This window comes from Pantoea sp. EKM10T, from assembly GCF_011800685.1.
GTDB lineage: Bacteria > Pseudomonadota > Gammaproteobacteria > Enterobacterales > Enterobacteriaceae > Pantoea > Pantoea agglomerans.
Window position 1 is genome coordinate 1 of sequence record NZ_JAALEU010000002.1, and the last position, 24,131, is coordinate 24,131.

19 protein-coding genes are annotated in these 24,131 nt (G+C 56.3%); 12 read left to right on the forward strand and 7 right to left on the reverse strand.

Going from position 1 to position 24,131, the window contains the following annotated elements; all coding sequences use genetic code 11:
• Nucleotides 1-162 precede the first annotated feature (162 nt).
• Nucleotides 163-1,074: a recombination-associated protein RdgC gene (gene rdgC / locus HFD95_RS03470; protein WP_022625153.1), complete on the reverse strand. Its 912-nt coding sequence runs from the start codon at nt 1,072-1,074 to the stop codon at nt 163-165.
• A 146-nt stretch (nt 1,075-1,220) separates the two neighbouring features.
• Here rdgC and mak point away from each other — a divergent pair, with 146 nt between their 5' ends.
• On the forward strand, nt 1,221-2,132 hold the full coding sequence (gene mak / locus HFD95_RS03475) for a fructokinase (RefSeq protein WP_010255298.1): 912 nt from the start codon (nt 1,221-1,223) through the stop codon (nt 2,130-2,132).
• 83 nt (nt 2,133-2,215) lie between these two features.
• Here the strand turns inward: mak and eat are convergent, their stop codons facing one another.
• Complete coding sequence (gene eat, locus HFD95_RS03480; RefSeq protein WP_010671181.1) at nt 2,216-3,580, reverse strand: ethanolamine permease; 1,365 nt, start codon at nt 3,578-3,580, stop codon at nt 2,216-2,218.
• Nucleotides 3,581-3,829: 249 nt separating this feature from the next.
• Here eat and HFD95_RS03485 point away from each other — a divergent pair, with 249 nt between their 5' ends.
• Entirely contained in the window at nt 3,830-4,834 is a 1,005-nt protein-coding gene (locus HFD95_RS03485) for a phosphotransferase enzyme family protein (protein ID WP_010671182.1), read from the forward strand.
• A gap of 162 nt (nt 4,835-4,996) precedes the next feature.
• Nucleotides 4,997-6,064 (forward strand): AraC family transcriptional regulator, encoded by a 1,068-nt coding sequence (locus HFD95_RS03490; protein WP_167429835.1) that lies wholly within the window; start codon nt 4,997-4,999, stop codon nt 6,062-6,064.
• Here the strand turns inward: HFD95_RS03490 and HFD95_RS22025 are convergent.
• From HFD95_RS22025 to sbcD, 3 genes are all read right to left on the reverse strand, one after another.
• Nucleotides 6,061-6,291: a cell envelope integrity TolA C-terminal domain-containing protein gene (locus HFD95_RS22025; RefSeq protein WP_010255303.1), complete on the reverse strand. Its 231-nt coding sequence runs from the start codon at nt 6,289-6,291 to the stop codon at nt 6,061-6,063. The genes HFD95_RS03490 and HFD95_RS22025 overlap by 4 nt on opposite strands.
• A 286-nt stretch (nt 6,292-6,577) precedes the next feature.
• Nucleotides 6,578-10,252, reverse strand: a complete 3,675-nt coding sequence (locus tag HFD95_RS03500; RefSeq protein WP_167429836.1) for an AAA family ATPase — start codon at nt 10,250-10,252, stop codon at nt 6,578-6,580.
• A complete protein-coding gene (sbcD, locus tag HFD95_RS03505; protein ID WP_167429837.1) occupies nt 10,249-11,448 on the reverse strand; it encodes an exonuclease subunit SbcD in 1,200 nt (399 codons plus the stop codon). Before sbcD ends, HFD95_RS03500 begins: the two co-directional genes overlap by 4 nt.
• A gap of 197 nt (nt 11,449-11,645) precedes the next feature.
• Here sbcD and phoB point away from each other — a divergent pair, with 197 nt between their 5' ends.
• The 7 genes from phoB to HFD95_RS03540 all read left to right on the forward strand — a co-directional run bounded on the left by phoB (nt 11,646) and on the right by HFD95_RS03540 (nt 21,019).
• Nucleotides 11,646-12,335, forward strand: a complete 690-nt coding sequence (phoB, locus tag HFD95_RS03510) for a phosphate response regulator transcription factor PhoB (protein ID WP_003852491.1) — start codon at nt 11,646-11,648, stop codon at nt 12,333-12,335.
• A 14-nt stretch (nt 12,336-12,349) separates the two neighbouring features.
• On the forward strand, nt 12,350-13,663 hold the full coding sequence (gene phoR / locus HFD95_RS03515; RefSeq protein ID WP_010255313.1) for a phosphate regulon sensor histidine kinase PhoR: 1,314 nt from the start codon (nt 12,350-12,352) through the stop codon (nt 13,661-13,663).
• Nucleotides 13,664-13,682: 19 nt separating this feature from the next.
• Nucleotides 13,683-14,603 (forward strand): PstS family phosphate ABC transporter substrate-binding protein, encoded by a 921-nt coding sequence (locus HFD95_RS03520; RefSeq protein WP_010671186.1) that lies wholly within the window; start codon nt 13,683-13,685, stop codon nt 14,601-14,603.
• Nucleotides 14,604-14,768: 165 nt separating this feature from the next.
• A complete protein-coding gene (locus tag HFD95_RS03525; protein ID WP_167429838.1) occupies nt 14,769-15,875 on the forward strand; it encodes a cobalamin-independent methionine synthase II family protein in 1,107 nt (368 codons plus the stop codon).
• 391 nt (nt 15,876-16,266) lie between these two features.
• Nucleotides 16,267-17,586, forward strand: a complete 1,320-nt coding sequence (brnQ, locus tag HFD95_RS03530; RefSeq protein WP_010255323.1) for a branched-chain amino acid transporter carrier protein BrnQ — start codon at nt 16,267-16,269, stop codon at nt 17,584-17,586.
• Nucleotides 17,587-17,656: 70 nt separating this feature from the next.
• Complete coding sequence (gene proY / locus HFD95_RS03535) at nt 17,657-19,009, forward strand: proline-specific permease ProY (protein ID WP_010255326.1); 1,353 nt, start codon at nt 17,657-17,659, stop codon at nt 19,007-19,009.
• A gap of 441 nt (nt 19,010-19,450) precedes the next feature.
• The gene (locus HFD95_RS03540) at nt 19,451-21,019 is read left to right on the forward strand and encodes a sensor domain-containing diguanylate cyclase (RefSeq protein WP_194709460.1); all 1,569 of its coding nucleotides are present in this window, start codon (nt 19,451-19,453) and stop codon (nt 21,017-21,019) included.
• A gap of 67 nt (nt 21,020-21,086) precedes the next feature.
• On the opposite strand, the gene HFD95_RS03545 is transcribed toward HFD95_RS03540, so the two are convergent.
• Both HFD95_RS03545 and HFD95_RS03550 read right to left on the reverse strand, forming a co-directional pair.
• Nucleotides 21,087-21,545 carry a hypothetical protein gene (locus HFD95_RS03545; RefSeq protein WP_010255330.1) on the reverse strand — a complete coding sequence of 153 codons (459 nt, stop codon included), beginning with the start codon at nt 21,543-21,545 and terminating at the stop codon, nt 21,087-21,089.
• Nucleotides 21,538-22,461 (reverse strand): winged helix-turn-helix domain-containing protein, encoded by a 924-nt coding sequence (locus tag HFD95_RS03550; RefSeq protein ID WP_022626131.1) that lies wholly within the window; start codon nt 22,459-22,461, stop codon nt 21,538-21,540. Before HFD95_RS03550 ends, HFD95_RS03545 begins: the two co-directional genes overlap by 8 nt.
• 391 nt (nt 22,462-22,852) lie before the next feature.
• On the opposite strand from HFD95_RS03550, the gene HFD95_RS03555 reads away from it, so the two are divergent.
• On the forward strand, nt 22,853-23,407 hold the full coding sequence (locus HFD95_RS03555; protein ID WP_010255336.1) for a fimbrial protein: 555 nt from the start codon (nt 22,853-22,855) through the stop codon (nt 23,405-23,407).
• Nucleotides 23,408-23,445: 38 nt separating this feature from the next.
• Nucleotides 23,446-24,117 (forward strand): molecular chaperone, encoded by a 672-nt coding sequence (locus HFD95_RS03560; protein WP_010255337.1) that lies wholly within the window; start codon nt 23,446-23,448, stop codon nt 24,115-24,117.
• Nucleotides 24,118-24,131 lie beyond the last annotated feature (14 nt).

Consider the following 24,131-nt stretch of genomic DNA (forward strand, 5'->3'; position numbering starts at 1 on the left):
CAGGCGAATGAAGTGAAGGAACCGCGCAGCGGCGCGAGGACCGCCAGCCCCTGAGCGGCACCAGACTGCGTTATCACCTGTCGCTTAACTGACTGACATTACCGCTAAGCGGCCCTTTTTTTGGCGAATATCGTCTGTCAGGATGATTCTGCCGGTGGCTGATTAACGCTGGGCTTCGCCGCCCAACGCTTCTACCAGATTGCTGGTCAGTGCGGCCAGTTCGCTGGTCATCAGAATAAAATCCGCATCAAAGCGCTGTGCAAAATCTTCGCGGTCAATATCGTCGTTCTGGTCGCGCAGGGTGTCGCTGAACTTCAGACGCTTCACTGAACCATCATCGGCCAGCACGAACTGAATGCGCTCCTGCCAGTCGAGCGCCAGTTTGGTTACCAGCTTGCCCGCTTCGATGTGGTTGGCGATCTCATCGCACACCAGATCCTGTTTCTTGCAGCGGATAACGCCGCCATCTTCCAGCAGCGCTTTCAGCTCCGCTTCATCCATCAGGGCGAATCCGGCAGGCAGCTCGCCTGAACGTACCCATTCTGTCAGGGTCAGTTCAATCGGGCTTTCCAGCGTCAGCGGCACCACCGGCAGTGAGCCCAGGCTTTTGCGCAGTAGCGCCAGGGTATCTTCCGCTTTTTTTGCGCTGGCACAGTCAACCATAATCAGGTTGTTGACCGTGTCGATCCACAGGTAGGTCTGGCTGAAACGGCTGAAGGCGCGCGGCAGCAGGCTATGCAGCACTTCATCTTTCAGCGAATCTTTTTCGGTCTTTTTGAGCTTGCGGCTCTGCTCAGATTCCAGCTTGTCGATTTTCGCTTCCAGCGCCTGTTTCACCACCGGCGAAGGCAGGATTTTCTCTTCTTTGCGAGCGCAAATCACAATCTGGCCTTTGTTTTCATGGGTCAGCGCATCGCTGCGGTTGCCCATCGGCGAGACCCAGCCGGTCTTGCTCATATCCTGACTGCCACACGGTGAAAACGTGAAGGCGTCGAGCTGCTTTTCCATCTCATCTGCGGACAGCGGAATGTCACGATTCAGACGATAAACCATCATATTTTTAAACCACAACATCGGGATTCCTTACCGTGGCGCGATCGGGCGCACAAGTCTGCGAGAGTCAGCGCGCATGATAGCGAAACATCGGAGTGGTTTCATTGCCTTTCCGGCAGACGCCTTTTACTGTATCTCTCACCTGAACGAATAACGAGGACGTAATCTTGCGCATAGGCATAGATCTGGGTGGCACCAAGACAGAAGTGATCGCATTGTCGGATAAGGGAGAGGAGCTGTTCCGCCACCGGGTGAATACCCCGCGTGATGACTATCAGGCAACGGTACAGGCGATTGTCGATCTGGTCACGCTGGCGGAGCAGAAAACCGGCGAAACCGGCACGGTCGGCCTCGGTATTCCCGGCACGCTTTCGCCTTACAGTAAGCGGGTAAAAAATGCCAACTCCACCTGGCTCAACGGTCAGCCGCTGGATAAAGATCTGGCGCAGGCGCTGAACCGGGAAGTGCGTATCGCCAACGACGCCAACTGCCTGGCGGTGTCGGAAGCGATCGACGGTGCCGGTGCCGGACAGTCGCTGGTGTTTGCCGTGATCATCGGCACCGGATCGGGCGCCGGTGTGGCGATCAACGGTGAGTCGCGTATCGGGGGCAACGGCAATGCCGGTGAGTGGGGCCACAATCCGCTGCCGTGGATGGATGAGGATGAGCTGCGCTACCGTCAGGAAGTGCCCTGTTATTGCGGGCAGCAGGGCTGTATTGAGACCTTTGTTTCAGGCACCGGTTTTGGTATCGACTATCAGCGGCTGAGCGGCGTGCATCGCAAAGGTGCGGAGATCGTCTCGCTGCTGGCGCAGCAGGATCCGATCGCCGAACTGGCGATGAGCCGCTATGAGTTGCGGCTGGCAAAATCGCTGGCGCAGGTGGTAAACCTGATCGATCCCGATGTGATTGTACTGGGCGGTGGGATGAGCAATGTGGATCGTCTCTATCAGACCGTGCCGGTGCTGATGAAGAAGTGGGTATTTGGCGGGGAGTGTGAAACGCCGGTGCTGAAGGCGCAGCATGGCGACTCCAGCGGCGTACGCGGTGCGGCGTGGCTCTGGCCGCTTAACGGCTGAGTTACCCGAGCATCCGCTGACGATTCAGCGCCAGAGAGACCCGGCGCTGAATCGTTAACCCAAGGCACTCACCCGCGCCGCTTTTATTCGCCGACCAGCATACTGTCCTGCGGCGCCCGATCGCGCTGCGCTTTGGTGGCGAGGAAGTAGAGATAGCCTGCCAGCATGATGGCGAAAAACAGCGCGCCAATCACCGGATTAAACCACAGCATCGCCAGCAGACAGACTACCGACAGCAGCAGGGCGATGCCCGGAACAATCGGATAGCCCGGCGCGCGGAAACTGCGGACCATCTCCGGCGCGCTGCGGCGCAGTTTAAACAGGCTCAGCATACTCATGATGTACATCACAATCGCGCCAAATACCGCCATGGTGATCATCGCCGCCGTCAGCGTCATCCCCTGCAGATTAATCACACCATCGCTGTAAATCGCCGCGATACCCAGCACGCCGCCGAGAATAATCGCCCGATGCGGGGTCTGGAAACGCGACAGTTTGGCCAGAGAAGGTGGCAGATAGCCCGCGCGTGCCAGGGCAAAAAACTGCCGTGAATAGCCGAGGATGATGCCGTGGAAGCTGGCAATCAGGCCAAACAGTCCAATCCACACCAGCATATGCATCCAGTTAGAGTGTTCGCCGACAATCATTTTCATCGCCTGCGGCAGCGGATCGTTAATATCGGCAAGTTTGCGCCAGTCGCCCGCGCCGCCCGCCATCAGCATCACACCTATCGCCAGCACCACCAGCGTCAGAATTCCGCTGATGTAGGCGCGGGGAATGGTCCGGGTCGGATCTTTCGCCTCTTCGGCCGCCATCGCCGCGCCTTCAATGGCCAGGAAAAACCAGATGGCAAAAGGAATGGCGGCGAAAATGCCGGAGAAGGCGGGCAGTCCGAAGCTGTCACTGCCTGCCCAGCCGTGCGCGGCGAAGTTCGCCAGGCTGAAGCCGGGTGAAACCACACCCATAAACACCAGCAGTTCAATCACCGCCAGCACCGTCACAACCAGTTCAAACATCGCCGCCAGTTTTACGCCGAGAATATTCAGCGTCATAAACAGCAGGTAAGCCCCGACCGCCGCAGTTTTCGGGTTCAGTTCGGGATACTGCACGTTGAGATAAGCCCCTATCGCCATGGCAATCGCCGGTGGCGCAAAGACAAACTCAATCAGCGTCGCCAGACCGGCAATCAGTCCGCCGGTTTCGCCAAAGGCGCGGCGACTATAGGCAAATGGCCCGCCTGCATGGGGGATCGCGGTGGTCAGTTCGGTGAAGCTAAAGATAAAACAGGTATAGAGTGTGGCGATCAACGCGGTGGTAACCAGAAATCCCAGCGTGCCCGCCACGGCCCAGCCGTAACTCCAGCCAAAATATTCGCCTGAAATGACCAGGCCAACCGCAATCCCCCACAGATGCAGGGTGCCCAGAGTGGGCTTGAGTCTGTTTGTCATTCTGTTATCCCCGTCGTTGTTGGTCTCACGCGGCGTTACACCGCCATTACGCTACAGTAAGGGGATAATGCCGTTGCATTACTCGCCACGACTTGACGCGGGCGCAGTGACTTCTGTCCTCCACGGTCAACTCACGGGCAACAACCGGGCCAGCTGCACGCTGCGGTCAACTTTGTCTCTTCCGGAGTCAAGCAGCTCACCTTCCGGCAACGCATGCTGAGATAACGCAAGTGACAAGGAGCCGGACTGATGAGCGCTAAACAATATGACAACCTGACTGATTCCCAACTCACCCTGATGGCGCAGCAGGCGCTGGCCTGTTATCCCGCCGCGCTGCAGGGCCAGCTCAGCCTGCTGTGCCGCTCAGAGAACGCCACGTTTCTGCTGCAGGCGGCAGGCCGGCGTTATGCGCTGCGACTGCATCGCGGCGATTATCATCAAAAAGCCGACATCGTCAGCGAACTGCTGTGGCTCAATGCGCTGCGCGAAACCGGCATTATGGTGCCGGAAGCGGTGCCGGACAAAGAGGGCGAAACCGTGCTGACGCTGCGGCTGCCGGAGGGCGGTGAACGCTACGTGGTGCTGTTTCACTGGATCGACGGAGAGATGCCGACCACCGACGTCGATCCCCGCGCTTTTCAGCAGCTCGGCCAGATCACCGCGCGGCTGCATCAGCACAGTAAACAGTGGCAGCCGCCTGCGGGTTTCCAGCGCATCATCTGGGATCACCACACCATGACCAGCGCAGAGAGTCACTGGGGACGCTGGCAGGATGCGCCGAATCTGAATCCTGCCGATCATGGCGTGGTAGAGCAGGCGATAAGCCAGGTCGGCGCGGCGATGACGCAGTTCGGTAAAGGATCGGATCGCTATGGCCTGATCCACGCCGATCTGCGGCTGACCAATCTGCTGCTGCACAAGGGCGAAACGCGGGTGATCGATTTCGATGACTGCGGGCTCGGCTGGTATCTGCACGATCTGGCGGCGGCGATCAGTTTTGTTGAGCATCATCCGCGCGCGCCAGAGTGGATCGATCACTGGATCCGCGGCTATGAGCAGGTGGCGCATATCAGCGATGCGGAGATGGCCATGCTGCCCGCGCTGTTAATCCAGCGTCGTATCCAGCTCACCGCGTGGGTGGGATCACATGCCGAAACCGAAATGGCGCGCAGCCTGGGATCGGCGTGGGCCAGCCACTCGGTCCGCCTCTGCCGCCGTTATCTGGAAGGTGAGCAGCTGCCGGTCGGCGTCTGATGCACCAGCGGCGGGCGTCGCTGCGCCGCCGCAGTGCCCTGCGCGTAGCCCGCGCGCCGCCCGGACAGTCCGCAGGCGGCGCGTCGGGCATCAGGGACCTGGTATGGAAATTGCTCGGATAGAAGTGACGGGTGATCCACCTGAATTCTGACTGAGGCGACCATGAATCCGACACTGATAAAGCCCGATGCGTTTGCGGCCTGCTCGGCAGCGGCGGGGGCAGGCAATCACGGCGTGCTGGCAGCGGCGGCGACCGGCTTAGGCGACTTTATTCATACCCAGGGCGGCGATGTTGATCGTATCTTCGGCATCAGCGGCATCGATCCGGAGCGCCTGGCCAGTCCGACGCTCAGCCTGGGGCTGGTTAACTACTGTCGGGTGCTGGAGGAGGCGGCGCGTCACTCCGGTTTTGATAACTTCGGTTTGCACTACGGCAGGCAGTTTAAACCGCAGTCATTAGGCCTGATCGGCTACATCGGTTTGTGCTCCGCCACGCTGGAACAGGCGCTGCATAATGTGGTCAACGCATTTCCCTGGCATCAGCACGACACCTTAACCCGGCTGGTGGATAAGGGAGAGTGTTGGCGGCTGGATTATCAGGTGCGACATGGCGCGATCCTGTCGCGCCGACAGGATGCAGAGCTGACGCTGGGGATGTTTATGAATCTGATCCGCCACGTGGCAGGCAGACACTGGGCGCCGCGCGAAGTCCACTTTGAGCATCCGCGTCCCGGCCAGTGGCACGATCACTGCAAAGTGTTTGATGCGCCGGTCTGGTTCGATCAGCCGTTTAATTCACTGGTGATCCCCAAGCGCGATCTGCTGCGCGCCATGCCGGAGAGCGATCCGATCCTGTTAATGGTGATGCAGGATGCGATCCGACGGCTTAACCGTGTGACGTCACAGCAGAGCATGATTGAGCAGGCGCGTTCGCAGGTTAATTTATCGCTGATGCAGTGTGAGCCGGTGCTGGAAGAGGTGGCGGATAAGCTCGGACTGTCGAGCTGGTCACTGCAGCGGCGGCTGCGCGAAGAGGGCAGCAGCTTTACCGCGCTGGTCGATCAGGTGCGCTGCGAAATGGCGACATACTATCTGCAGCAGAAGCAGCTGCCCATCTCTGAGATGGCGCTGCTGCTGGGCTACTCGGAAGTCAGCGCGTTTTCACGCGCGTTTCGTCGCTGGTTTGGCATCAGTCCGCGCCAGTGGCGTCAGGAAGGTCTGGCCAGCTAACCGCGCGGCGCAAAGCCGAACCACGCCGGTTGTCCAGGCTCCGGCGGCGGCGGCAGATCGCGGGTCTGCGCGACCAGTTGCCAGGCGCGCAGGCAGAGCGCTTCATCACCCTGCGTCTGGGTCACCGCATAATGTCTGCTGTGTGGTTGCCACTCCATCCGTACCAGACATTGCTGACCGGCGTAACGCGCCGCATCGCTGAACTGCCGGTTCAGTACTGGCTGCATTTGATTAGTCCAGTGACAGGATTGGCTGTCTGGATCTTTCGACGGCTGACAAAGGTTTGCCACGCTATCCCGTTGCTTTGTCACAGGTTGCTGACAGGCGCTGAGCGACATTGCAATAATCACTCCCGGCAACATTCTCATCGTTATATTAATTAAATTCATTTAACTGGCCAACTTTCCTTAAAGATCTTCCGGTATGCTGCCGACAGTCTACAGACCGGCATCATGAATGCTATGGCATTACTCCGACTGTCGACAGAACCAGAATTTACCGCCCTGGCGCCCGCTATCCCTGCGGCAGTTCCAGCTGGCTGTAACCCAGCCCATTCATCTTGCGTACTTTAATCTGAACCGGAATGCGCTCTTTCATCGCTTCCACGTGGCTGATCACCCCAATGGTTTTGCCGCTGGCGTTGAGTGCATCGAGTGCGTCCAGCGCGGTGTCGAGCGTCTGCGCATCCAGCGTGCCAAATCCCTCATCCAGAAACAGCGATTCGATGCGCGTTTTGTGGCTGACCAGATCCGACAACGCCAGCGCCAGCGCCAGACTCACCAGGAAGCTCTCACCACCCGACAGCGTGCGGGTATCGCGCGCCGCATCGGCTTGCCAGGTATCGACCACATCCAGCTCCAGCAGATCCTGCGCCCGTCGCTGCAGCAGATAGCGGCCATGCAGCCGATCGAGCTGACGGTTAGCCAGGGCCACCAGGTGATCCAGCGTTAAGCCCTGGGCGAAGCGCCGGAATTTATCGCCGCTGGCGGAGCCAATCAGATCGTTGAGCAGGCTCCACTGCGCCAGCGTCACACCATCCTGTTCAATCTGTGTCATCAGGCTCTGCTGGCGCACACGAAGGCTGGCATCGCTCTGTAGCTGCTGCTGAATCTGACCCTGCTGGCTGGCGTTGTCGCGCAGTGCCAGCCGTAACTGCTCCAGCTGTTGCGCCAGCGCCTCGGCGGATTCCGGCATCGCAGCGGGTTTCGCCTGCTGATGGAGACTGAGCCGCTGACGCAGATCCGCCAGTCGCGCCTGCTGCTGCTGGCATTGCTGATCGAGCTGCTGCAACTGCTGACGCAGTTGCACTGCGGTCTGCTCATCCAGCAGCGCCGCGCGCAGGCTGGCTTCATCCGCGAATCCGGCGCTCTCCAGTGCCTGCTGCAGCGCGCTTTCCGCCTCTGCCAGTTTGCTATTGAGCGTCTGCCGCTGATTTTCCAGTCCCGAAAGCTCACCCTGCAGGCGACTGACCTCGGCCTGCGCCTGTTGCAGGGCCGTGAGCTGCTGTGCCAGTTGTTCATCAGCCTGCTGAACGCGGGCCTGCATCTGCTGACGGGCGTGGGTGACCTCGCGGTCGCCAAACAGCGCCTGACGGGCACGGCGCATCTCGCTGAGCTGCGTCTGGCGCTGGTTTTGCTGCTGCTGACGAGTGGTGAGCTGCTGCTGCTCCAGTTCTGCCTGCTGTTGCAGGGCAGTGAGCTGGGTTTCCCCCTTTAACAGCTGCGGTTGCAGGTTAGCGAGCAACCGCTCACTTTCCTGCCAGCGCTCCCAGCGCCGCTGCTGTTCTGTCAGCCATGCATCGCGATGGGCGGCGTCGGGCAGGGCAAGGTTGTGTGCACTGAACTGCTGCTCCAGACGACTCTGCAATTGCGCCATGGCCTGCTGGTCCTGCTGCTGACGCTGTTGCAGCGCATCCAGCGCCTGTTGCAGGCTGGACAGCGACTGCTGCGCCAGCTGTTCTGCCTGCAAATGCTGCTGCCAGGCCTGTGACTGCTGAAGATAGTAATCCTTTGCGGCCTGACGCGCCTGTTCGGCGGCTTCCTGCGCCTGTCGCTGTTGCTCAAGCTGGCTTTCACGTTCGCTTTGCTGCTGCTCCCACGCGGTTAAGGTATCCCGATCGGCGAGCGGGAAGGTAAGTGCCAGCTCACCGCTCAGCGCCTGCCATTGCTGCTCAAGCCGATCGAGCTGTTGCTGCATCTCCGCGATTTCATCGCGCAGGGTCTGCTGCTGCACGGCTGACTGTTTCAGCTGTTCGCTTTTTGCCGTGCCCGCTTCGCGCAATGCCTCGGTTTGTTGTTGCAGTGCAGCCCGGCGCTGCTGGTTAGCACTTACTTCCAGCGTGCTGTAGGCCTCAACGGCGGGATGCGTGCAGGAGCCGCACAGCGGACAGGGCTGATCGGCGGCGAGCCGGGCGCGGTAATCGCTGAGATCGACAATCTGCTGCTCCAGCGCGCAGATTTTTTCGACATCATCCAGCTGCTGTTTCTCGCGTTTCCACGTCTCGCGCAGAGCCTGGAGTTCCGCTTCACTCTGCTGATGCGCTTTTGCGAGCGTAGCCAGCCGCTGCTGGCGCTGGCCCAGCTGCTGGTGCAGCGGCTGCCACTGGGTTGAAAGCAGCAGCAGTTGCTGACGAGCCGGACGGCTGTTCTGCAACTGGCTTAATGCCTGACGCAGTGCGGCAGGCGGATGCTGTTCCTGTAGCGAAGTTAGTACTTGCTCCGCCTGCGAGAGTGCCTGGCGGGCCTGTTGCTCCGCCTGCTGGCGCGGGAGCGCCTGTTCTGCCTGCTGCTGCTGTTCCGCCTGCTGGGCAGCGATCTGTCGCTGCTGCTGCTCGCGCTGTTGCGCCAGTCCGGCCAGGGTCGCTTCACGCTGCGCCAGCAGGGCAAAGTTCTCCTGCCACACCGGCAGCGAAGCGCCCCATTGGGCGAGATCGGCAAGCTGCTGGCGTAACTGATGCTGTTCGGCAATCGCCTGCTGCCATGTCTCAACCTGGCGCTTCTGCTCTGCCAGGCTGGCCTGTGTCTGATCAGCATGCTGCTGCTGCCGGGCGTTTTCCTGCTGCTGCTCCGCAAGCTGCTGCTGCAGTGCGCTGATCCGCTGATCCAGCGGCAGCACCTGTTCTGTCAGCAGACTTTCCTGCTGCTGCTGTTCCTGCAGCGCCTGCTGGCGGGCACTCTGGGTCGTCGCGTAGTGCTGTTGATGCTGCTGCTGTTGGCTCTGCGCCTGCTGCTGCGCCGACGTGAGTTGCTGACAGCGGCTCACGACCTGCTGCTGTTCGGTGCGTAACGCGTCGCGCTGCTGCAGTTTTACCCGCAGCTTTTCAGCCGGTTCGCTGCGTGCAAGACGCTGACGATCGGCCTCTGCCGCCTGGGATGCAGCCTGGGCCTGCTGCAGCGCGACGTCAGCCTGCGCATCTTCCTGCTGTAACTGCTGCGCCTGCTGTTGCCACTGCTGCTGTTGCTGCGCCTGCTGATAGTGCGCGCTGAGCTGCTGTTCCGCATCGGTCAGATCGGTGAGCTGCTGTTGCAGCGCGGCGCGTGCGTCGCTATCCAGCAGCGCCATCGCTCCCGCCTGGCTGCGCAGCAGATCCAGCTGGGTTTTTGCCTCTTTGTGGCGCTCGTAGATGGCGGCGGAAATCAGACCGTAAATTTCGGTGCCGGTCAGCTCCTCAAGCAGTTCCGCGCGCTCACTGGCTTTCGCGTTGAGAAAGGCGGCGAACTGGCCTTGTGACAGCATCATCGAGCGGGTAAACCTTTCAAAATCTAGCCCGGAGAGGGTTTCGATCAGCTTCAGCTTGTCACCGACTTTATCGGCAACAATAGTGTTGTCAGCGCAGCGTGCCAGCTCAACGCGCGGCGCCTGAAGTTTGCCGTCGGCAGTGCCGCGCGCGCGGTTCTGGCTCCAGAAGGCGCGCCAGGCTTCTCCTTTGATCTCAAACTCCACCTCGGCCAGACATTCGGCACAGTCGCGGGTCATCAGCGCATTCTGGCTCTGTGAAATCGCGCCCAGGCGCGGCGTCTGGTGATAGAGCGCCAGGCAGATGGCGTCCAGCAGGGTGGTTTTACCGGCGCCGGTGGCACCGGTAATGGCGAACAGGCCGTTGCTGGCGAAAGGTTCGGCGCGGAAGTCGATGAACCATTCACCGCGCAGGGCATTGAGGTTTTTGAACCGTAGCGTGAGGATCTTCATTGGGTCTCTTCCATGGCGGCTAGCGTCTGGCGGAACAGGGTGGTCATCTCGGCGATTTGCTCTGGTTGTAGCTCCTCATCCAGCGCCAGCCGGCGGGCAAAGACCTCCTCCACCTTCAGCTCACTCAGGGTTTCGTTGTCGAGCCGCGCCAGGCTCTGTTGCCGCTGTTCACGGCTGCGGCGGAGCAACAGGACTTCGACCGGCAGCGTGGCGGTCAGGGTTTCTACCTGACGCTGCAGATCGCTGAGGTACTCTTGGGTGGTGACTTCGATGTCGAGCCAGGTCGGCTTCTCCTGCTCTGCCGTGCTGAAGGCATTTAACTGTTCTGCAATCTGCGCCAGCGATCCTTTCAGCACCTGCATCGGCTGCGCCTGTGGCACCACCAGCGGCGTGACTGATTGCAGGCCGCTGGTGGTGAGTTCCAGCAGGAAGACGCTTTTTTCTGTGCCCAGCTCATCAAAGCTCAGCGGAATCGGTGAGCCGCTGTAGCGGATATGCTCGCTGCCCGCGACGCGCTGGGCGCGATGAATATGCCCCAGTGCGATATAGTCAGCCGCGGGAAACGCGCTGGCCGGAAAGGCATCCAGCGTGCCGATATAGATGTCGCGCACCGAATCGCTCTGGCTGACGCCGACGGTGGTGAGATGGCCGGTGGCGATAATCGGCAGTGCATGGCCCAGCGCCTGGGCGGCGGCGAATCGCTGCTGATAGTGGTGGGCGATCGCTTCCAGCAGCGAGGTCTGCTTGTCGCGTCCCGACTGACCCGCCCGGCTGCGCAGGATATCGCGCGGCCGCAGATAGGGAATCGCACACAGCAGCGCGCCCGGCTCGCCCTGGCGGGTGTTGAGCAGCAGCACATCATCCTTCTCCTGCGGGGTGGCGATCACCCGGGTATTGAGACAGGCGAGCAGCTCACGCGACTCATTCAGCGTGGCAACGGAATCGTGGTTGCCCGCCAGCACAATCAGCTGACAGCCGCTGGGCTGCAGCGCCACCACAAAGCGGTTGAACATTTCGCGGGCGTAGCTGGGCGGTGTACCGGTATCAAACAGATCGCCTGCGATGATCAACGCATCCACCTGATGCTGTTCAATCTGGATCAACAGCCAGTCGAGAAATGCCTGATGTTCGGCTGCCCGACTTTTGTTGTAGAAGAACTGCCCCAGATGCCAGTCCGCAGTATGAATGATGCGCATGATGAGTCCCTGCCGTTGTGATTCGCCCGGCGATTATACTGGCTCTGCGGCCAAAGCAAAAAATTGTCGCTGCGCTGTCATAAATGATTACCAGTGAGGTTACAGGCAGGTTATGTTTTTCATAAAAGTGTCACAAATCTGACGCATAATGGCGCCGCGAATCTCAGTGACATCCGTCATAATCAGCAGGAGTAATAATGGCTAAGCGCATTTTGGTTGTGGAGGATGAAGCCCCCATCCGTGAAATGTTGTGTTTTGTTCTGGAGCAGAACGACTATCAGCCAATCGAGGCGGAAGATTATGACAGCGCCGTTGGCAAGCTGATTGAACCCTGGCCCGATCTGATTTTGCTGGACTGGATGTTACCCGGTGGCAGCGGTATTCAGTTTATCAAACATCTGAAACGCGAGGCGATGACACGCGATATCCCGGTGATGATGCTCACCGCGCGCGGCGAAGAGGAGGATCGGGTGCGCGGCCTGGAAGTGGGTGCCGATGATTACATTACCAAACCCTTTTCACCTAAAGAGCTGATGGCGAGGATCAAAGCGGTGATGCGCCGTATTTCGCCGATGGCCGTGGAAGAGGTGATTGAGATGCAGGGGCTGAGTCTGGATCCCTCCTCACATCGCGTGATGTCCGAAACCACGCCGCTGGAGATGGGGCCTACCGAATATAAGCTGCTGCACTTCTTTATGACCCACCCGGAACGCGTTTACAGCCGCGAACAGCTGCTGAACCACGTCTGGGGCACCAATGTGTATGTGGAAGATCGTACTGTCGATGTTCACATCCGCCGTTTACGTAAAGCGCTGGAAGTGTCCGGCCACGATCGCATGGTACAAACCGTTCGCGGAACAGGGTATCGTTTCTCTGCCCGCTACTAAACGGAGCCTTTACCGTGCTGGAACGCCTCTCCTGGAAGAGATTACTGACAGAACTGCTGCTGGTCTGTCTGCCCGCAGTGCTGCTGGGCCTGCTCTTCGGCGGTCTGCCCTGGTGGCTGCTGCTGAGCGTGCTGACGGTGCTGTTGTGGCATTTTCACAATCTGATGCGGCTATCGCACTGGCTGTGGCTGGACCGCACCATGACGCCACCGGCCGGGCGTGCCAGCTGGGAACCGCTGTTTTATGGTCTTTACCAGATGCAGCTCCGCAACCGGCGGCGACGGCGTGAACTGGGCAATCTGATTAAGCGTTTCCGCAGCGGTGCCGAGTCGCTGCCGGATGCGGTGATCCTGACCACCGAAGAGGGCACCATTTTCTGGTGTAACGGCCTGGCGCAGCAGCACCTGGGTCTGCGCTGGCCGGAAGATAATGGCCAGAATATCCTCAATCTGCTCCGTTATCCGGAGTTCTCGCGCTATCTTCGCCAGCGCGATTTCGACAAGCCGCTGACGCTGGTGCTGAACAACAAACTTCATATGGAGTTCCGCGTCATGCCCTACAGCGAAGGGCAGTGGCTGCTGGTGGCGCGTGATGTCACGCAGATGCATCAGCTGGAAGGGGCGCGCCGCAACTTCTTTGCCAACGTCAGCCATGAATTGCGCACACCGCTCACGGTGCTGCAGGGCTATCTGGAGATGATGAACGACTCGGTGATGAGCGAGCCTTCGCGCAGCAAAGCGCTGCACACCATGTCGGAGCAGACGCGCCGCATGGACAGCCTGGTCAAACAGCTGCTGACGCTATCGCGCATTGAAGCCGCGCCCGCAATCGATCTGAAAGAGAAGGTCGATGTGCCGGTGATGCTGAAACTGCTGCAGCATGAGGCGGCAACGCTGAGTGGCGGCCGTCACGACATCCACTTCCATACCGATCCCCATCTGAAAGTGTTCGGCAACGATGAACAGCTGCGCAGCGCCATCTCCAATCTGGTTTACAACGCGGTAAACCACACACCGGATGGCACGCGAATTGATATCAGCTGGCTGCGCGGCAAACAGGGGGCTATCTTCCGGGTGTGCGACAACGGGCCGGGCATCGCCTCAGAACATATTCCGCGTCTTACCGAGCGTTTCTACCGGGTCGATAAAGCGCGTTCGCGTGCGACCGGCGGCAGCGGGCTGGGGCTGGCGATAGTGAAACATGCTCTGAGCCACCATAACGCCCGGCTCGATATCACCAGCGTGCCGCACAAGGAGACCTGTTTTACCTTTACGCTGCCAGCGAGGTTGATTGTCAGCAGCGTGATGCAGGAGAATGCCGTTCATTAATCGCTGCCGGATCTCCCTGATGCGCATCCTTCTTTTGTTGATCGTTACTCTGCTGCCGGGCCTGGCACTGGCCCAGCCCGGCGCGCTCTCCGGCAATCTCAGCAGCGTCGGATCCGATACGCTGGGTTATCTGATGACGCTGTGGGGCGAAGATTTCAGTCGCCAGGCGCCGGGCGTCAATGTCCAGGTTCAGGCCTCCGGCTCTTCTACTGCGCCGACCGCGCTGGCGGCGGGTGCAGCACAACTCGGTCCGATGAGCCGCCCGATGCAGGCAGATGAACGCCAGGCCTTTGAGGCGCGCTACGGCTATCCGCCGCTGGCGGTTCCGGTGGCTATGGATGCGCTGGTGGTAGTGGTGAATCAGCGCAATCCGCTACAGCAGATTGAACCGCGACAGCTCGATGCCATCTTCTCGATTACCCGTCTGTGTGGCGCACACAGCGTGCCGCTGCGCTGGGGCGATCTCGGCTTAACCGGCGCGCAGTGGAGCAAACGGCCGATTCAGCGCTATGGACGTAACTCCGCCTCCGGCACCTGGGGTTTCTTCAAGCAGCAGGCGCTGTGCAAAGGTGATTTTCGCAGCGACGTGGCGGAGTTTCCCGGTTCGGCCGCAGTGGTGCAGGCGGTGGCCGGTAATTCACGCAGCATCGGCTACGCCAGTTTTGGCTTTCATCTCAGCGGCGTAAAAATGCTGGCGGTGATGAATGATCAGGGGCAGGCGATTACCCCGGATGCCGAGGCCATCCGCAGTGGCCGCTATCCCTGGGCGCGCCCGCTCTATCTCTATGTGAATAAAGCGCCCGGCAAACCTTTGCCGCCGCTGGTGGCCGCGTTTCTGCAGCAGGTACTTTCGGCGCAGGGACAGCGGCGGGTCAGCGAAGCGGGCTATCTGCCGCTCTCTGACAGTCAGATGACGCAGGCGCGCGCCGCGCTGCGCTAATCCCCCGAACGTGAATTTTTTTCATCATCACTGAATTTTCTTCAGTTGCAGAAGAAAGCCGCCCATGCCACTCTGTGTTCAGACATGTAGCCATCCAGATGGCTATTTATATCAGGATGCAACTATTTCCTGCCGTCATTACCGGCAGGGGAGACAGGAGTGATCATGCAAAGAGAAACCGCCCCGTTCCGTGCCGATACCGTTGGCAGCTTTCTGCGTCCCGCCGCCATTAAGCAGGCGCGCGAACAGTTTGCAGCCGGAGAGATCGATGCGGCTGCCCTGCGCCAGGTTGAAGATGAGGCGATTCGCGATGTGGTAGCGAAACAGCGGGAAAATGGCCTGAAAGTGGTCACTGATGGCGAGTTTCGTCGCGGCTGGTGGCACTTCGACTTCTTCTATGGCCTGAATGGCGTAGAGCGCTATGAAGCGGAGCAGGGCATTCAGTTTAATGGCGTGCAGACCAAAGCGCATGGCGTGAAAGTGGTGAGCAAACTCGGTTTCCCGGCGGATCATCCGATGCTGGCGCATTTCCGCTTCCTGCAGAGTATTGCCGGTGATGCGATGCCGAAGATGACCATTCCCAGCCCCAGCGTGCTGCACTTTCGTGGTGGCCGTAAGGTGATCGACGCGGAGGTCTATCCCGATCTGGCGGACTACTTCGACGATCTGGCGCAGACCTACAAAGCGGCTATTCAGGCGTTTTATGACGCGGGCTGCCGCTATCTGCAACTGGATGATACCGTCTGGGCTTACCTCTGTTCTGAGGATCAGAAGCGCGATATCCGTGCGCGTGGCGACGATCCTGACCAGCTGGCACAGACTTATGCTCAGGTGTTGAATAAAGCGCTGGAAGGTAAACCTGCCGATCTGACCGTGGGTCTGCATGTCTGTCGCGGCAACTTCCGCTCAACCTGGATCTCTGAAGGCGGCTATGGGCCGGTCGCAGAAATCCTGTTCGGCAGCGTCAACGTGGATGCCTTCTTCCTGGAGTATGACAACGCCCGTTCCGGCGGTTTTGAACCACTGCGTTACATTAAGCCAGGTCATCAGCAGGTGGTGCTGGGCCTCATCACCACGAAAGTGGGTGAACTGGAAGATCCGGCGCAGGTGAAAACCCGGCTGGAAGAGGCGGCGCAGTATGTCAGTCTGGATCAGATCTGCCTCAGTCCGCAGTGTGGTTTTGCCTCAACCGAAGAGGGCAACAGCCTGACCGAGGCGCAGCAGTGGCAGAAGATTCGCTTAGTGGTCGATATCGCGAATCAGGTATGGTAGTGCTGTAACGTTGTGCAGACAGGCGCGTAAAACGCGCCTTTTGTGTATCTTCAGGCCCGTTTATGCGGGGATTTCTCGCGCTCTGTCTATTATTTAGGCACATCATCTTGTGTGCCTGCTGCAAAAATTAACGCTATCCACTGCCTTTTGAAAAAATGGCGGCATAACCTTCTGGTTTTCCGATCCCGTATTGCCTTTCACCGCTATAAACGTTTTACTTAGCGCCGTTGTCGATCCATCCCTCTGTGAACAGAATAAAAGCAGCTCAAATCACCTGTGCTTTACCCTGCGACGAGCATAATGCGCTGACATTGTCAGCCTGGTCGCGGTTTACACGCAGCGAGGGGACAACACTAACCCAACTTCCACCGCAACATCAGTGACAGGCCGTATGACACATCGTTTAACTTCGAAGGACATTCTCGCGCTGGGCTTTATGACATTCGCCCTGTTTGTTGGCGCGGGCAACATCATTTTCCCGCCCATGGTCGGTATTCAGTCTGGCGAACACGTCTGGACTGCCGCGATTGGTTTTCTGATTACCGCAGTCGGTCTGCCCGTGATGACCGTGATTGCGCTGGCCCGCGTCGGCGGCGGCGTGGATGCACTCAGCACCCCGATTGGCAAGGTCGCTGGCATCGTGCTGGCCACCGTTTGCTATCTGGCTGTCGGGCCGCTGTTTGCCACACCGCGTACGGCCACGGTCTCGTTTGAGATGGGTATTGCCCCGCTGACCGGTGATGGCGCGCTGCCGCTGTTTATCTATAGCCTGATTTACTTCACGCTGGTGATTGGCGTATCGCTCTATCCCGGCAAGCTACTCGACACGGTAGGGCACTTCCTTGCGCCATTAAAAATTATTGCGCTGACCGTGCTGGGCGTTGCTGCTTTGGTGTGGCCTGCTGGCGGCACGGTTCCGGCTACCGCTGATTATCAGCGTGCGGCCTTCTCCAGCGGTTTCGTCAATGGCTATCTGACCATGGATACGCTGGGCGCGCTGGTATTTGGTATCGTAATTGTCAACGCCGCCCGTTCGCGTGGCGTCGATAATGCCGCGTTGCTGACCCGTTACACCGTGCTGGCGGGGTTAATCGCCGGTCTGGGCCTGACGCTGGTCTACCTCTGCCTGTTTAAGCTGGGCGCGGGCAGCGGTGCGCTGGTGGATCAAAACGCTAACGGCGCAGCGATTCTGCACGCGTATGTTCAGCACACCTTTGGCAACATGGGCAGCTTCTTCCTTGCCGCGCTGATCTTCGTCGCCTGTATGGTGACCGCCGTTGGCCTGACCTGTGCCTGTGCGGAATTTTTTGCGCAATACCTGCCGTTATCGTATAAAACGCTGGTGTTTATTCTGGGTCTGTTCTCCATGGTGGTGTCGAATCTCGGCCTGAGCCACCTGATTCAGATCTCCATCCCGGTACTGACGGCGATTTATCCGCCCTGTATCGTGCTGGTGGTGCTGAGTTTCACCCTCAACTGGTGGAATAAGAGCAGCCGGATTATCGCGCCAGCCATGTTAATCAGCTTGCTGTTCGGTATTGTTGATGCGATTAAAACCACCGGGTTTAAAGATTTGCTGCCCGCTTTCAGTCAGAATCTGCCGCTGGCCGATCAGGGTCTCGCCTGGTTGCCGCCGTCGCTGGTGATGCTGCTGATTGCCGCTGTTGTTGATCGGGTGAAAGGGCCGGAACAGGTGACCGTTCACTCGTAGCAGAGAGCACTGATTTTTCTTTAACCACGGGCCTGCCCGTGGTTTTTTCATTTCACAGGTACAGGTTGTTATGCAAGAAACCAACAAGCTCAAACGCGGACTGAGCACGCGCCACATCCGCTTTATGGCGCTGGGATCGGCGATTGGCACCGGGCTGTTCTACGGTTCCGCTGACGCGATAAAAATGGCCGGACCGAGCGTGCTGCTCGCCTATATCATCGGCGGGGCAGTGGCTTACATCATCATGCGCGCACTGGGTGAGATGTCCGTTAACAATCCTCAGGCCAGCTCCTTCTCACGTTACGCGCAGGACTATCTTGGGCCGATGGCAGGCTACATCACCGGCTGGACGTACTGTTTTGAAATCCTGATCGTGGCGATTGCGGATGTCACGGCGTTCGGCATCTATATGGGCGTCTGGTTCCCTGAGGTGCCGCACTGGATTTGGGTGCTGAGCGTGGTGCTGATCATCGGTGCCGTCAATCTGATGAGCGTGAAGGTGTTCGGCGAAGTGGAGTTCTGGTTCTCCTTCTTCAAAGTCGCCACCATTATCGTGATGATTCTGGCCGGTTTCGGCATGATCATCTGGGGTCTCGGCAACGGCGGCCAGCCGACCGGCATCCACAATCTCTGGACTAACGGCGGCTTCTTTGCGCACGGCGTAGTCGGTATGCTGCTGTCGCTGCAGATGGTGATGTTTGCCTATGGTGGCATCGAAATCATCGGTATTACCGCCGGTGAAGCGAAAGATCCGGAGAAGTCGATTCCGCGCGCCATCAACTCGGTGCCGTGGCGCATTCTGGTGTTCTACGTCGGCACGCTGTTTGTGATTATGTCGATCTACCCGTGGAATCAGGTAGGAACTTCGGGCAGCCCGTTTGTGCTGACCTTCCAGCATCTGGGTATTGCGGCGGCTGCCTCTATCCTCAATTTTGTGGTGCTGACCGCGTCACTCTCGGCGATTAACAGCGATGTGTTTGGCGTGGGCCGCATGCTGCACGGGATGGCGCAGCAGGGACATGCGCCGAAGGTCTTTATGAAGGTCTCCTCGCGCGGGATTCCGTGGGTGACGGTGGTGGTGATGATGTTCGCCATGCTGATTGCGGTTTATCTCAACTACCTGATGCCGGAAAAAGTCTTCCTGGTGATCGCCTCGCTGGCGACCTTTGCAACAGTGTGGGTCTGGATCATGATTCTGCTGTCGCAGATCGCGTTCCGTCGCAAAATTGGCAAAGAGGCTGCCAGTAAGCTGCAGTTTGCGCTGCCAGGCGGCAGCTGGACTGCTGGCGTCGGCGTAGCCTTCCTCTGCTTTATTATCGGTCTGATTGGTTATTTCCCCGATACCCGCATTTCCCTCTATGTCGGTATGGTGTGGATAGTGGTGCTGCTGCTGGGCTATAAGCTGGTTCGTAAAGTCCGCTAAGGATGTTTTCCATGCTGGCTGGAGTGAGACTGTTGAAGCCCGGCTGCAGATAATGCTGCGGCTGGGGCTGTTTTTTTGGCCTCCCTGATCGGGTTTTGTCTGAAGGCGTTCGTCAGCGCCCGGAGGGGAATTCTGGCCGCGAGCCTGGCCACTGGCGCAGGGGAGTGAAAGTAATGGTCATCGGGCGTTAGCGGGACTATCGTTCAGGCGCGCAGACGGGCGTAACCGGCCGTCCATCTGTAGTGATCGATATCGATGTGGCGCTTATGACAGTCAATCCGCGCTTTATTTCGCTGGATTGACGCCTGCAAATGCGTCTCAGGCTCTATTCGTATCAACAATAATGCTGATTTACTAATTGCCTGACCGCCCCTATCTTGTTAACTGTCCGTGCCAGCATTAATTCGGCAACACAAATAACAAGTCATTCAGGGACAAACCATGTTCAACAAGCCCTCACTAAAGAGTCTGCTGTGCCTGCACTCTGTGTGCTGCATACTCCTTACAGCAATTCTGCTTTCCACAGTGACCGGCTTTGTGCTGAGGAACCAGGCAGAACAACGTCTCCTTGAATCCAGCACTGCATATGCACGTAAACTGGCCAACACTGCCGATAACATGTTCCGGACGGCCCAGAAGGAACTGGCTTTCAGCGCCGCACAGATAACCAGCTACAGGGATTTGCAGGTTCTGCAGCATGAAACCGACAGGCTACGTCTGCAGTCAGACATGTTCAGTTCCGTGCTGGCCCTGTCGCCCGAGGGGCGGGTCGTGGCCGCTTCTCCCTTAAATTTCATTCCATCCGGTACGTCGCTGAGTGTGGCGTCCGGGCAGCTGGAGGCCGTAAAAAAAGGCCCTTTTGTTTCTGACCCACTCACCCCCTATACGGGAAACTATCTCGTCTTTTTGTCGAACCCGGTCTATTCGCCGTCAGGCGAATATCTGGGGTATCTGGCAGGCTCAATCTATCTGACCAGGAGCAGTATGCTGAGCCGTCTTCTGAACCAGCACTTCTATGCTGATAAGACGACTGTCAGCATTGTTTCCGATACCGGTGAAGTGGTTTACTCCGCGGATGAGGCTCTGACCGGAAAAAGCATCAACCTGAGTGCGGATCTGTCGGCGCAACTGAAACAGAAAAAATATGGCGCAGTGAAAACCCTGTTTAATCAACAGAGTTGCCTGCTGGGTTATTCGGACGTTGTGAAAACGAACTGGCATGTATTCGTCTGCGTTTCATCTGACGTGACGAGCGCAATTCTCAACCGCATCGTAAGTGATGTGATCCTCTACGGGCTGGTGCTGGCGCTTCTGTTGGTCATTGTGAGTCTTTACATCTCCGCCAGAATTTCACAGCCACTCGAAAATCTGGCCCGCCTGACCAGCTCAGGCGCGATCGGGCGATTATCAGGAAAAATGGACGGAATTAAAACGTGGTACAAAGAAGCTGACAGGCTAAAAAAAGCATTTCAGGCTTATTCAGCAGCCATCGATAAAACATTTTCTATACTGCGCGATGATGCTCTGACGGATCATCTGACGAAATTACACAACCGGCGGGGCTTCGATCAACTCACGGCACCTTTTGTCGGGGGACAGGGTTCACACAGCCTGGCTCTGTTTGATATCGACCACTTTAAACAGGTTAATGATCAGTTCGGACACGATACAGGGGACGAGGTACTGGTGGCCGTATCAGATCTATTAAAAAAAGGATGCCGTACTCAGGACATCATCTGCCGGTTTGGCGGTGAAGAGTTTGTCATTTTTTTTCCAGACACAACGCTGACCGAAGCCGGATTGGTTGTAAACCGTATACGTGAAAACATTGCAAACGCGCAGTTTCCCGCAGTGAAGCACATTACGATTTCAGCAGGCGTTTGTGGGCTCGCTCACGATGGCGATGACAGAGAAAAAGCGCTGGTTGTGGCAGACCACCTTCTGTACAGGGCCAAGCATGAAGGCCGGAACCGGGTGGTGACCCAGGCACATTCGGTTCACTCACCCTGAGGTACGTTTTTATGATCCGCTTCAGTCGAATGCAGAGTCCGCGTGTAGTTACCCGTCAGCCTGGCCGTTAATTGCTTCTCTCACAGATGAAAAGCGGTGTGTTTTCGGCATAAAAAATCCAGGCATCTTTACCATAAGGCCTGATCTTGAGTACCAGCGGCATATTGTTATCTGTAAAAAAGTCGGGTAACCATTTCTTCTGATCGGAAAGGCTCATCGTCATCTGAGGGGAGTTCATGATCAGCTCAGACCTGAAGTAGTAAAAAAATTGGTTCTGTAAGTATGAAAATGAAATCGTTTTACTCAGATAAGATTTTGTTTCATTTTTATCATATAAGATCCCAGACATTGAAAGAACGCCTTTTCCGTCAAGAAGGGTTTGCGTAATAAGTAAGTCCATCCGGTCCTGCTTCCATTGATAGGACACATCAGCTGTACAAGAAATGGTGTTTTCACCGTTCCTGCTGAATGGCGCGAAAGAATAGATGACAATGCACAAGATAATCAGGAGGATAACTTTAATCATTATTCAGTTTCTTCACAAAGTAATACGAACGGCAATTTGCTCTGACATGTCCATTCAACGGATGCTCGCAGTTAAAATAAGAAAGACTGTCTGCATGTTTGAATGCGGTAAGGTAGATATAAGGTGCTATACTGCAATTTAATTTCATCTCATCAACCTGTTCCTTCACCTCATCCTTTTTCAGCCACCCATCCGCATTATTGAAGATTATGCAGCCTTTGTAGTTAGTGCTGTAAATAAACACAGTGTCATTATGATTCGGTCCGGATCTGAAATATAAAAAAGACGAAAAAAAAAGTGCCAAAAAAAGCATAAAGGTTGCGATCATCATTTTTTTTGACTTAAAAAAAGCTGAAAAAAACGGATGTTGTGTCAGGGGTGAATATGAAGAAATCTTGTTTTCAGAATCTGATTTTTGCTCATTCTGAGTATTCCTCATTCTTTCATCATGGAGGCTGTGCTCTGGCATTTCATTGCCGCCGGCGGAGAGAGAATGGGCACTTTCCGACTCAGTGCTGACAGATGTAAAGGAAAAAAGACTTTCTCTCTCAACGGTTGTCTGTGGAGAAAGGAGAAACCCCTTCCGCGGCATGGTCCGGATGATATCTTCCTGAAGACCGGCTTTATTCAGCGCGCGTCTCAGCGCCGAGATATTCTGATAAAGAGTCGTTGAGGCCGGTTCCGTACCAAACCGACGCCATACATAGTCATAGAACTGTTGATGTGTGACAAGTTGCCCTACATTATCAATGAGAAGTTCCAGACACAGTGATGCGGATGCGCTGATAACCGCCGGGTTGCCCCTGCCGGTAATTCTTTTTTTATCCGGTTCAAATATCAGAAAACTGTTAAGAGTGATTTTTCTGCTCAAAGCATTCTCCACCAGTGAAAGAAATAAAGACCCCGCATAAAACATACGGCTAATGCGCAGGTGAAAGTTTTGTGAAATAGAAAAATTGTAAGCCTGAAGCTAATCAGATCAGTTTAAATAAGTATATCACATCTTTTTATTGCAAATTTATTTTTATGTTTTGCATGATTTTTTATGTGGGTACTGCAAGTAACTCATTGTTTTTTATGAAGATAATATTGAATATAAAATTCATATAAATTTAAACAAGATTAGAGAAATTCAAAGGTGTGTTTATCTCACTTCGCTCGTAAGATGCTTTCGCTGGCTTAATTGTGTCTATGAATTTAAGTGCCCTGACAGTATTAACCATGTTGGATTTTCTCTCTCCTGGTTTATTTACTCAGGCATCAGTCAGCATGTCTATTAACAGAAAAAAATTTCAAGGAGTACTGGAATGTTTAAAAAAACTTTATTGACCGGGTTCGTTGCCCTGACCGCATTATCGGCCAGCAGTGTATATGCAGCACAGGAAAACAGTATCCGCTTCAAAGGTGAAGTTTCTGCCCAGACGTGTAACGTCAGCGTCAACGATTCAACTTCAGCTGCACCTGTTATCTTGCTGCAGACGGCAAAGGTCAGCGATCTTTCCGCGACGGGGAATACGTCTACACCCACAAATTTCAGCATGAAGCTGACAGGATGTACGGATCCTAAAACAGCGACTCAGGACATTAAAATTCATTTTGCATCATCCAATGTTGATGCTTCCGGTAACCTGAAAAATATTGCAACTGACTCTCCGGCAAGTAACGTCGCGATTCAGTTACTGGACCCTGACAATAATGTCATTGATTTAAAATCAGGCGAAGCAACTGCTAAGGCATTCTCGCTCAATCCGAATGAAACCAGCGGAGAAGCACAGTATACCGCTCGGTATATTGCTACCGGTGGGGCTGCAACAGCCGGTAAGGTTGAAGCGACCGTTCAGTACGCTATCAGTTATCTTTAAAAACTGCGCCCCGCGTTTTCGCGGGGCTGGAATAAATTATGAAACTTGTGACTTATCTGAAAATAATTTCAGTTTTCTTTTTTTTAATCAGTGGCGTAACTCAGGCTGCGGTAGTCATGAATGCTTCGCGTATTGTGATGGCGGGTACGCTTGAGAAGACCATTATGTTTGATAACACCAGTGACAATCCGTTTATTGTTCAGGTTGAATCGGATAATAAAGACAAACCAGATTTTGTTGCCGTGCCGCCTGTTTTTAAAATTAAAGAGAAAGGGGGGCAGACGGTAAAAGTTAAACTGTTATCCAGTGAGTTGCCTCAGAATAGAGAGTCGCTCTTTTATCTGGACTTTACTCAGATTCCGGGCGTCAGGAAAAATGAAAATGACGATGACCGGCTTAATATCATCATCCGGAGTCGGCTGAAAGTTATTTACAGACCGGCTGCAGTCAATGCTTTTTCTTCGAAAGATGAAAATAAAGTTTCATACCGATTGCAGGGAGGAGCTTTAGTGATCAGCAACAAATCGCCGAATATTCTATCCATCAGAGATATCAGCAATGGAAAGCGGATCCTGGCAGAAAAATTGACGCTATTGCCGGGTGACGATTATTCCGCAGTCCTCAAGGGCGATCGTCTTAGTGGTCCGCTTAATGCGGTGATGATCAATGATTATGGCACGCCAGTAAATTTCCTGATTAAAGATAAATGATGTGATGTTGTTAC